At 39.6% G+C, this 9872-nt stretch carries 14 protein-coding genes; all 14 read right to left on the bottom strand.

The features are described 5' to 3' along the window. Positions 1-132: 132 nt before the first annotated feature. On the bottom strand, positions 133-1146 hold the full coding sequence (locus ACYQY7_RS09860) for a ThiF family adenylyltransferase (RefSeq protein WP_461201869.1): 1014 nt from the start codon (positions 1144-1146) through the stop codon (positions 133-135). Then, a complete protein-coding gene (moaC, locus tag ACYQY7_RS09855; RefSeq protein WP_461201866.1) occupies positions 1146-1634 on the bottom strand; it encodes a cyclic pyranopterin monophosphate synthase MoaC in 489 nt (162 codons plus the stop codon). The genes ACYQY7_RS09860 and moaC overlap by 1 nt, the downstream gene beginning before the upstream one ends. 4 nt (positions 1635-1638) lie before the next feature. After that, positions 1639-1872, bottom strand: a complete 234-nt coding sequence (gene moaD / locus ACYQY7_RS09850) for a molybdopterin converting factor subunit 1 (RefSeq protein WP_461201865.1) — start codon at positions 1870-1872, stop codon at positions 1639-1641. Continuing rightward, the gene (locus ACYQY7_RS09845; protein WP_461201864.1) at positions 1869-2324 is read right to left on the bottom strand and encodes a molybdenum cofactor biosynthesis protein MoaE; all 456 of its coding nucleotides are present in this window, start codon (positions 2322-2324) and stop codon (positions 1869-1871) included. Before ACYQY7_RS09845 ends, moaD begins: the two co-directional genes overlap by 4 nt. Continuing rightward, positions 2305-2802 (bottom strand): molybdopterin-guanine dinucleotide biosynthesis protein B, encoded by a 498-nt coding sequence (mobB, locus tag ACYQY7_RS09840; protein WP_461201868.1) that lies wholly within the window; start codon positions 2800-2802, stop codon positions 2305-2307. Before mobB ends, ACYQY7_RS09845 begins: the two co-directional genes overlap by 20 nt. Then, positions 2799-4052, bottom strand: coding sequence for a molybdopterin molybdotransferase MoeA (locus ACYQY7_RS09835; protein WP_461201863.1), 1254 nt, complete (start codon positions 4050-4052; stop codon positions 2799-2801). The genes mobB and ACYQY7_RS09835 overlap by 4 nt, the downstream gene beginning before the upstream one ends. Before the next feature lie 154 nt (positions 4053-4206). After that, on the bottom strand, positions 4207-4776 hold the full coding sequence (gene mobA, locus ACYQY7_RS09830; RefSeq protein ID WP_461201862.1) for a molybdenum cofactor guanylyltransferase: 570 nt from the start codon (positions 4774-4776) through the stop codon (positions 4207-4209). After that, on the bottom strand, positions 4773-5270 hold the full coding sequence (locus ACYQY7_RS09825) for a MogA/MoaB family molybdenum cofactor biosynthesis protein (protein ID WP_461201861.1): 498 nt from the start codon (positions 5268-5270) through the stop codon (positions 4773-4775). Before ACYQY7_RS09825 ends, mobA begins: the two co-directional genes overlap by 4 nt. A 4-nt stretch (positions 5271-5274) precedes the next feature. Next, positions 5275-6276, bottom strand: a complete 1002-nt coding sequence (gene moaA / locus ACYQY7_RS09820; protein WP_461201860.1) for a GTP 3',8-cyclase MoaA — start codon at positions 6274-6276, stop codon at positions 5275-5277. 101 nt (positions 6277-6377) lie between these two features. Then, the gene (locus ACYQY7_RS09815) at positions 6378-7415 is read right to left on the bottom strand and encodes a sulfate/molybdate ABC transporter ATP-binding protein (protein WP_461201859.1); all 1038 of its coding nucleotides are present in this window, start codon (positions 7413-7415) and stop codon (positions 6378-6380) included. After that, entirely contained in the window at positions 7396-8091 is a 696-nt protein-coding gene (gene modB, locus ACYQY7_RS09810) for a molybdate ABC transporter permease subunit (RefSeq protein ID WP_461201858.1), read from the bottom strand. The genes ACYQY7_RS09815 and modB overlap by 20 nt, the downstream gene beginning before the upstream one ends. Before the next feature lie 2 nt (positions 8092-8093). Continuing rightward, positions 8094-8837 carry a molybdate ABC transporter substrate-binding protein gene (gene modA / locus ACYQY7_RS09805; protein ID WP_461201857.1) on the bottom strand — a complete coding sequence of 248 codons (744 nt, stop codon included), beginning with the start codon at positions 8835-8837 and terminating at the stop codon, positions 8094-8096. Positions 8838-8895: 58 nt separating this feature from the next. Further along, entirely contained in the window at positions 8896-9093 is a 198-nt protein-coding gene (gene tatA, locus ACYQY7_RS09800; RefSeq protein ID WP_461201856.1) for a twin-arginine translocase TatA/TatE family subunit, read from the bottom strand. Between the two features lie 14 nt (positions 9094-9107). After that, positions 9108-9830, bottom strand: a complete 723-nt coding sequence (locus ACYQY7_RS09795; RefSeq protein ID WP_461201870.1) for an ATP-binding protein — start codon at positions 9828-9830, stop codon at positions 9108-9110. Between the last annotated feature and the right edge of the window lie 42 nt (positions 9831-9872).

The raw sequence follows: 9872 nt of genomic DNA, 5'->3' as shown, positions 1-9872 counted from the left end.
AACCTTATATGTTTTAATCATTTTCAGTTAGCTCCTTAACCATTCTCTTGGCTTTGTTGGCTCTTTTGCCTTGTAATTTTTTATAAATTGTATATAGAGTTTTATAGATTTTAACAGTTACTAACCTCCTTTTTAGGAAAAGTATTTTTGGTATAACGAGCGAGCAAATGTGACATCTTTCGTCCCGTGCACGAGCATGCGGCCGTCAGCAAATAAAACGACACGATGTCCTTCGAGTTGGGTCATTAACAAATACTCGTTCCCATGAACTTGTTGACCGCTTGCTTTCATTTGTTCCATCATTTCAGTTATATGAAATGGATGCACATGGCGAATTTGTACTGTATCTCTTCCGCATAAAACGGACGTTTTCATCTTTTCATTTTGTAAAGCTGGATATGTCTGATTGCTTCCACAAGACGGACAATGTTCGTTTTTTAATTTATCAACTCGTAAAAATCGATGTTCGTTTTGCCAAACGTCAAACATAACGAGCGAACGTCGGATCGCCGCAACATCTCCCACTAATATTTTTAACGCTTCCGCTGTTTGATAAGAGGCTACCATTTGTACAGCGGGGGAAACGATACCAACATTATCACAAGTCAAATGATAAGAAGGCAAATGATTAACGAAACAGCGAAAACATGGTGTTTGCTCTGGAATGATCGCAAAAGAAAGACCATAACTTCCCACACAAGCCCCATATATCCAAGGAATCCGATACTTTTGTGCCAAATCATTTAGTAGAAAGCGCGTTTCGAAATTATCTGTTCCGTCAATGACGAGATCAATTTGTTGTTCAAAAAGAGAAGCGAACGATTCGTCTTGGGCGTCTATGACAAGTGCCTCAACATGAACGTCACGGTTTACTGAAGCTAGACGACGCTTTGCAGCAACCGCTTTTGGCCATCCTTTTTCAGCATCTTCTTCACTATATAACGTTTGGCGCTGTAAATTCGTCCAATCGACATAATCGCGATCAACGATTGTCAATCGACCGACACCTGCACGCGCTAACATATCTGCATTCGCTGAACCGAGCGCTCCTGCTCCGACAATGAGAACATGTTTATGTTGAAGTGCTCGTTGTCCTTTTTCACCAATTCGCGAAAATAGCATTTGTCGCGAGTATCGCTCCATAATTATCCCTCTTGTCTTTTGAAATTTCCACTTTTTCCACCCGTTTTTTCGACTAAATACGTTGGACCAATGATGATCCCTTTATCCATTGCTTTACACATATCATAAATGGTTAAGGCGCAAATTGAAGCAGCTGTTAATGCCTCCATTTCTACTCCTGTACTTCCTTTTGTTTTGACAAACGCTTCAATTTTTAACTCATAATTTGTTTCTTTCGCTTGCCACGTAAACGAAATGTCTACTCCAGTCAGCGAAAGAGGGTGGCACATCGGAATGAGATCAGCGGTACGTTTCGCTGCCATAATACCTGCCACTTGGGCAACAGCTAACACATCTCCTTTTTTCACCTCCGAGCGCACGATTTTTTCATACACATCTTTTGAAACGATGACACGAGATACAGCGCAGGCAGTACGCACCGTTTCTCCCTTTTCTGAAATGTCGACCATTTTTGCACGACCTTGTTCGTTAAAATGTGTAAACGCTACCATGCGATCAACCCCCACTTACCGGTGGAATAAGAGCCACAACGTCACCGGCATATATCATATCATCATCTGTTGCAAATTCTTCGTTAATTGCAATCATAAGCGACGGAGCTGTTTGTAAATCATATTCATGTCGCAGGCGTTCGCGAAGTTGTTGAACGGTCATTTGTTGCTCATGAAACACCACTTCCTCTGTACCGAGCCGTTCTTTTATATATGCAAATAATAATACACGAATCATTCCTCTTCCTCCCTCGGTGCACCGTCATCATAGCGGACGGTTTCTTTTTGATCACCAATCCACATTTCCCCATCTTCCCAATATTCTTTTTTCCAAATGGGAACGATCTCTTTTATTCGTTCAATTGCATAGCGATTCGCTTCATATGCATCTGCCCGATGAGGCGTTGAAACAGCAATTGCTACTGCGATATCAGTAATATCGAGCCGCCCAATACGATGGACAATTGCTACTTTTGCTTGTGGAAAGCGCGCAACAATTTCTTCACCGATTTGCTTTAATTGTTTTTGCGCCATCGACTCATACGCTTCATATTGCAAATATACAGTCTTTTTACCTTTCGTCAATTCTCTTACTGTGCCAAGAAACGTCACAATCGCACCCGCATGACGATCAGCAACGGCTTCAATGACGCTTCCTACATGGATAGGTTCACGAACGATCGCAAACATGTTGTTCCCCCTTCACATAAGCAATAATGCACTCTATATACGCTCGTTCATCTTCAATAAAAAATGACCCTTCCATACGTTCCCAACTAATCGAAATAAGCACATTTTTTAAATGTAATAAATGTTTATCTTCCTGACTGCGCAAACAAACAATTTTCGGATAAGGTGCATGTTTAAATCCTTCAATAAGCAGTACATCAAGTGAAAATCGTTCATATATGGGGAGTAACTCATCAAGTTCCCAATGTCCTTTCGCATGGAAAAGAAACGTTCCATCACCCTCAACTCCACTCACAACAGCACCAGCCTCCGCGTGACGTGTCGTATCTTTTTCTTTCGGTAACGCCACTTTTCCGCTATGTCCATGGTGTTTTAACGTTCCGACGCGGTATCCATTTGTATATAACCGTTTAATTATTTTTTCAATAAGCGTCGTTTTTCCACTATTTTGATAACCAACAACTTGCAAAATGATCATGACCAAACACAATCTCCCTCATCATGAAGTAAAAGCACATCAACACGATTACCCGCTTGAAAACCGCGTGTTCCTCCCGGCAAAACGATAAAAGCGTTTGCTTGTGCAAGCGATGAAACAATATTTGATTTATCTTTTCCAACCGGTTCCACGTGTAACATGCCATCATCATACGATACGTTGGCACGAACAAAACGAGTAAATGGGTTCGGTTTTAAAAAATCTTTTTGTAAAACCGCTTGCGCTCTCTTTAAATAACGTTTTGACTGCCCTAACATCGCTTTTATAAATGGACGGGCAAATAATTCAAAGCCCACATAACATGCAGAAGGATTGCCTGATAGTCCAAACAACATTTTCTTTTCAAAAACTGCTGCCGACGTTACACTTCCTGGTCGCATGGCTACTTTATTGAATAATAATTGCGCTCCTAGATGCTCATATACGCGAGGCATATAATCAAAGTCCCCAACAGATACCCCGCCCGTTGTGATGACAACATCCGCTTCCTGCAATGCTTTTTGTACGACGTATAACGTATGTTCAAATGTATCTGCTACTTTTCCAAATAAAATCGGCTCTCCACCCGCGCGTCGAATTTGCGCTTGAAGCATGTAGGCGTTGCTGTTTCGGATTTTCCCTTTTTCAAGTGGCTCATAAACATGAAGAAGCTCGCTTCCCGTTGAAATAATAGCGACTTTCGGCTTTTTCATAACAGGTACTCGATCATATCCAAATGTTGCTAAAACAGCGACAATGCCTGGATGAATCATCGTTCCTTTTTCAACAACAACATCACCTTGCTTCATGTCTTCCCCTATACGCGAAATATTTTCACCTTCATGCACTTTTCTTTTTATTTCTACAAAACGCTTCCCATCTTTTTCAATTTCCTTCGTCAATTCAACCATGATGACAGCATTTGCACCATCTGGAATGGCTGCCCCTGTCATAATTTTTATTGCTTGTTTTGGCGTCAATGAGCCGTTCCAAACCGTCCCTGCTCCAATTGTACCAATGACTTCTAACAATACAGGGTGAGTAGATGATGCTTCCGCTGTTGCTTCAGCTGACAAGGCATAGCCGTCATATGGTGAACGATCAAACCAAGGGATTGGCATCGTTGCGTCAATACGTTGTGCTAAAATGCGTCCATCGCATTGTTCTAACGAAACATATTCTTTTCCTCCTTCGTGACACCATTTCATGACCCGTTCAATTGCTTCGTCAACCGGAATCGGTTTGCGCATATATGTTCATCCCTTCTTAAACAATCTATTTCTACTTTTACTATATCGCTTTTTAGTTATAAAATCGTGTGATGTATGTCACAAAAATACGATATGTTGTGACGAGATTCACAATTTTTTCATAAATGGTGATAAAAAAAGAGGCGTATTGCCTCTAACCAATCCATTTGTGAAATTGTTCTTTTGTATTAATATTCATAAACGGTTGTTCTTCTTTCATTTCTATATGCTTCACTCGGCAAGTAGAAAGAAACGTATGCATGCGATACTCTCCTTGCTGAAGGCAATCGTACATGAGCGATTTTACACGATAGTGATACATAGCAATGAGCGGTTGGAACCTTCCGTTTACATGCGGAACAATGGCATCAAATGCATCGTTTGCTTGCTGTTTTAGCGTCTTTACAATTGCTTCATGAATGAACGGGGTATCGCACGGCAATACGATATACCACGTTGCCTCATGATGCACCATGGCCGAATAAATACCTGCTAGAGGCCCTTTTCCTTTATAGTTTGGATCGTCTTCTCTCCATAACACCTCTTTGCACAATAGCTGTTTTTGAATGTATGGAGTAGCAACAACAACGATCTCATCAACAATTGAACGCAACGCCTCGATACTATACAAAAGAAAAGGTTTTCCATGTCGCAACGCAAGCGCTTTTGGTTCACCAAACCGCTTTGACTGTCCGCCCGCTAAAACAATGCCGATCGTTTTCATTGGCGACGAAGCTCCCAAACGAGATGGCGAATTTCGGGCAAAATTAACTTTTCCATCGCTAAGCGCACCGCGTTTGTCGATCCGGGCATACAAAAAATCATCATGTTGTTCATCGAGCCAGCAAGCGCCCGACTTAACATGGCCGCACTACCAATCTGTTCGTAGCTTAAAAACCGAAACAACTCACCGAATCCAACCATTTCTTTTTCAAGCAATGGCTGAATGGCTTCAATTGTTACATCACGTTTTGTAAATCCCGTTCCTCCATTGATTAAAATAACGTCTACTTGTTCAGCTGTTTCGACAGCTTGTCGAATGGCAAATACGTCATCTTTGACAATTTCATATGCAACGACGATGATTTCCGCTTGCTGTAATTGTTCACGAATGATTTGTCCGCTCGTATCTGTTTCATATGTGCGCGTGTCAGAAACGGTAACAATTTTACATCGAACAGGAAGTGTCGCTTGTTTTTTATGATCATGAACACCCATGCCGTTACCCTCCAATATATGACATTTCAATTCGTTTTCCGTTCCATGTTGTTTGCTTTCCACGATCTTCTGAGTAACGATCGACGCGCTGTCGCCAAACATGTTCAATACATGAGATGAGTTGTTCATCGCTCACACCAGCACGCATCATACTTAATAAATCCGTCCCATTTGTTGCAAATAAACATGTATACATTTTACCGTCGGCAGATAATCGACTGCGCGTACAATCCGAACAAAAAGCAGCAGAAACAGAAGAAATAAAACCGACTTCCACATTCGTTCCTACGTAACGATAACGTTTAGCTACTTCACCAACATGAGCAGGAGCAACAGGCTCAAGTGGCATATGCTCAGAAATGATGTCATATATTTGCTTGCTCGTCACAACATCATCTAACTTCCATTCGTTTAAAGAACCAACGTCCATAAATTCAATAAAACGAAGCGTCACACCTTTGTTTTTAAAAAAGTAAGCCATTGGTAAAATTTCGCTATCGTTTAGTCCTTTTTTTACAACCATATTTACTTTTACTAAAAGTCCTTCAGCAAGCGCGGCATCAATTCCTTCCAAAATGTGTGCAGAACGTACGCCAACCCCATTCATTTTTTTAAAAATCGCATCGTCGAGCGCATCTAAACTCACATTCACCCTCTTCATACCAGCGTCTTTCAATTTTCTTGCATACTTTTTTAAGAAAAAACCATTTGTCGTTAATGATACGTCTTGAACACCTTCAATGTTTGTCAACATCGCCACAAGCACATCGATATTTTTTCGTAGTAGCGGTTCTCCACCCGTCAAACGAATTTTTCTTACCCCAAGTTGAACAAACAAGCGAGCAAAACGTTGCATTTCTTCAAATGTCATCAGTTGTTTCCGATTCATAAAACAATATTGTTTTCCTTCTATATCAGGCATACAATACGTACAACGAAAATTGCAACGATCCGTCACAGACATGCGTAAATCTAATAATGGACGTTCATATACGTCATATACCATTTTCAATCCCTCATTTCATTTCCCGAGGTTCTATGTCCATGTTACTAAATTTGTTAATTAACAAATGTGACGTACGTCACACAAACATATATGTTCATGATTTATTCAAACAAAAGAAACAAACACTCTGGTGGCAAATATACTTTTTTATTATGCATCTGTCTCCACTCTTCTTCACTCACGTTTGCTTGCAATATAAAATAGTCTGTTTGTAGCGTCACATCATACGTATATACATTTGGAACGGCTCGAATGATCCGAAAAGAAAAAGCGTTGTATGCCGCATCATCTACAAACTGAATATGATGCGAATGAACGCCAATGTATGTCGCTCCATGCTTTCTTTTATGAGGAGGAACAATAAGCGACGCTCCGTTAACGGAACAAACAAGTCGTTCTCCTCTATCATTAAACGTACAAGGAAATATATTTTTACAACCGACAATTTTAGCTGCTCGTACATTTTCTGGTTCGCGAAATACACGTTCTTTTTTTCCATGTTGTATAACGCGACCACGATCATACAAAATGAGTTCATCACATAACCGATAGGCTTCTTCTAAATGATGTGTCACAAAAAGAACAATTCCCGAAAAATGTTGTTGTAAATAAGAGAAAAATTGCTGTTCCATCGTCTGTTTTGTATGGTGATCGAGCGCGGAGAACGGCTCATCAAGCAATAATATACTCGGCTTTGTGACAAGCGTTCGAGCAAGTGCTACTCGCTGTTGCTGACCACCAGATAATTGATGCGGGTAATGATGTTCGTATCCTTTTAATCCGATATTTTCAATCATATTTAAAACTGTATGTTGCACTTGCTTTTTGGACCATTTTTTTAAACCGAACGCGATATTTTCGTAAACTGTTAAATGTGGGAAAAGAGCATAATGTTGAAACATATACCCGACGTTTCGATGACGAGCAGGGACATGAATCCGTTTGTCTGAATGAAAAAATACACGATCATGTAGTTGAATCGTTCCTTCATCTGGCCGTTGCAACCCAGCAATACTTTGCAACGTTAAACTTTTTCCACACCCTGACGGTCCTAATATGCCAACAATACCTTTTTCAATTGTAAAATGAACACCTAACTGAAAGTGCGGAAACATCTTCTTAATGGCGACGTAAAGCATCGTTTTCTCCTCGAATCATTCGCTTTTCTAATCGTTTCATTGTATACAATAAAATAACAGATACAACGGTCATAATAAGAACGAGTATATTTGCCATTTTTTTATCTCCAGCAAGCAACGCATCATAAATCGCAATTGGCATCGTCATCGTTTCGTTTGGGATGCTTCCCGCAACCATTAATGTTGTACCAAAATCCCCAAGTGCACGGGCAAAAACGAGTGTAGTCGCAGACGCAAGGCTACGCCAAGAGAGCGGAATGACGACAGTGAAAAAAATATCCCATTCCGATCGTCCAAGCACTCTTGCAGCATTTAACAATTGTCCATCAATGCTTGCAAATGCTGCCCGCGCCGTTTTCACAAAAAACGGTAAAGCAACAACAAAAGCAGCAACAACTGCTCCTGTCGGTGTAAATACAATAAATATCCCAAACGTTTCTTCTAAAAAACGACCAAGTGGACTCGATCTGCCGAGTAGCACAAGTAAATAATAGCCAAGAACTGTCGGAGGCAATACAATTGGCAACGTAAATAATGAATCAAGTATATCACCTATTTTATTGTTAGAACGGCTTAAATAGTAAGAAATGGGCAAACCGAAAACAAGTGCACAAATGGTTGCTATTGTTGCTACTTTTAACGATAAAAAGAGCGGAAAAAGATTAATCGCCTGCACAATTATTTCTCCTCAGGAATGATAAACCCGTATTTTTTCATAATACTCGTCCCAGTCGGTCCTTGCAAAAATTCAATAAATTTGCCCGCTTCTTTTTCATGTTTCGTTTGTTTGACAATGACAATCGCTTGCTGAATTGGTTCATGCATATGCTCATCAATGAGATAAAATGGAAGATGATGATCTTTCATAAGTGCAAGCGCCACGATCGCCGCTTCAACATTGCCTGATTCCACATAAGTAAGTGTATCAGCAATATTTTTTCCATAAACGAGCTTCGGCTCTACTTGTTCCCATAAACCAGCTTTTTGTAACGCTTGTTTTGCTGCTAGCCCATACGGTGCATGGTCTGGGTTAGCAATCGCTACCTTTTTCACTTCTTGTTTCACTACATCTTGTAATGACGTTACGGCTACTCCTTCTTTTACGGCAAGTCCAATGCGCCCAAAGGCGTATATGTTTTTTGTTTGTTCAAGAGCGATATGCCCGTGAACGAGTTCATCGACATATTCTACATTTGCTGAAGCAAATATATCAAACGGCGCCCCTTGTTTAATTTGTTCCGCTAACTGACCACTTGATCCAAAAATAAATGTAACGTCTATTCCTGTTTCTTTTTTAAATTGTTCTCCAATTTCTTTAAACGCATTGGTTAAGTCGGCTGCTGCGGCAACTTTAATCGTTGGTGACGAAGGTGGGTGATATTGACATCCTATGCACCCTATCATTAATAAAATTATCCCCAAGACATAACTCCTCATTTGATCCACTCACCTCATTGACATATCATAATACATGTGATGTTCATATTTTTTTCTTGTTAATTTCCTCATCCTCTCTAGTATATTGTATATCATCGGTTACTTCTTTTACAGATTTTTTAAATTCGAATAATGTTTTCCCAAAAGCTCTGCCTATTTCAGGCAATTTACTAGGACCAAATATAATAAGTGCTATGACTAAAATCAAAATGAGACCCGGTACACCTATGTTATTGAGCATGACATATCATCCTTTCATCCTAAAGTTAATGTTTTTCTTTTCTCTTGTATGTGACAATCACCACAAAATGGTTCATCTGCATTTTTTAATTCCCCGCATCTCGGACATGCACTCTGATTTTTAGAGGTGAGCATTTTTGTTTTACAACACTCTAACCTTATCACGTTAGCCTTTTTCATATACAAATGTTTACAATAACGAGTACACACACTACATCCAATACATTTGATTGGATCAAAAAATAGCGTTTTCTCCGTAGAACCCATTTGCTCATATAGTGCTCCTGTAGGGCAAAGCACTGAACACTTTCCACATAACGAGCAGTACTCATCCGTACATATATCATATACGTGTATTTGCTCACTTATTTTCGCATGAATGTTTTGTTCACCATATTTTTCAATAAAAGCTTTCAGTATATCCCGTTTTGGGGAGTGGGGGATTTTTTTTCGTATCGTCGTTTTTTCAAAAGAGTCGAACATGAATGATGCTACTTGTTTTGTTGTTTTTTTCGGAACTATTCGTAAAAAATCTCTCCGTGATGTTTTTTTCTCTTGTTGTTCAATAGAATAAATTTTATCGATCACTTCAACGGAATGGGATTCATGCCGAAATTGCTCATTCCAAACATGAACCCATTCTTGAAACCCTTGCATATTCCAATCAATTTCACATTGATTACACATATTTTCATCTAAAAAAATTTGAATATGAATTTTTTTTAGTAAAGCGAGCATAAACCACTCTATTGTTAAAATTTTTAAACAAGGTAAGTAAAA

The sequence above is a fragment of the Anoxybacillus sp. TBDG-1 genome (assembly GCF_054815885.1).
Note: the sequence above shows the minus strand (reverse complement) of the source record. Positions and strands in the feature narration are given on the sequence as shown.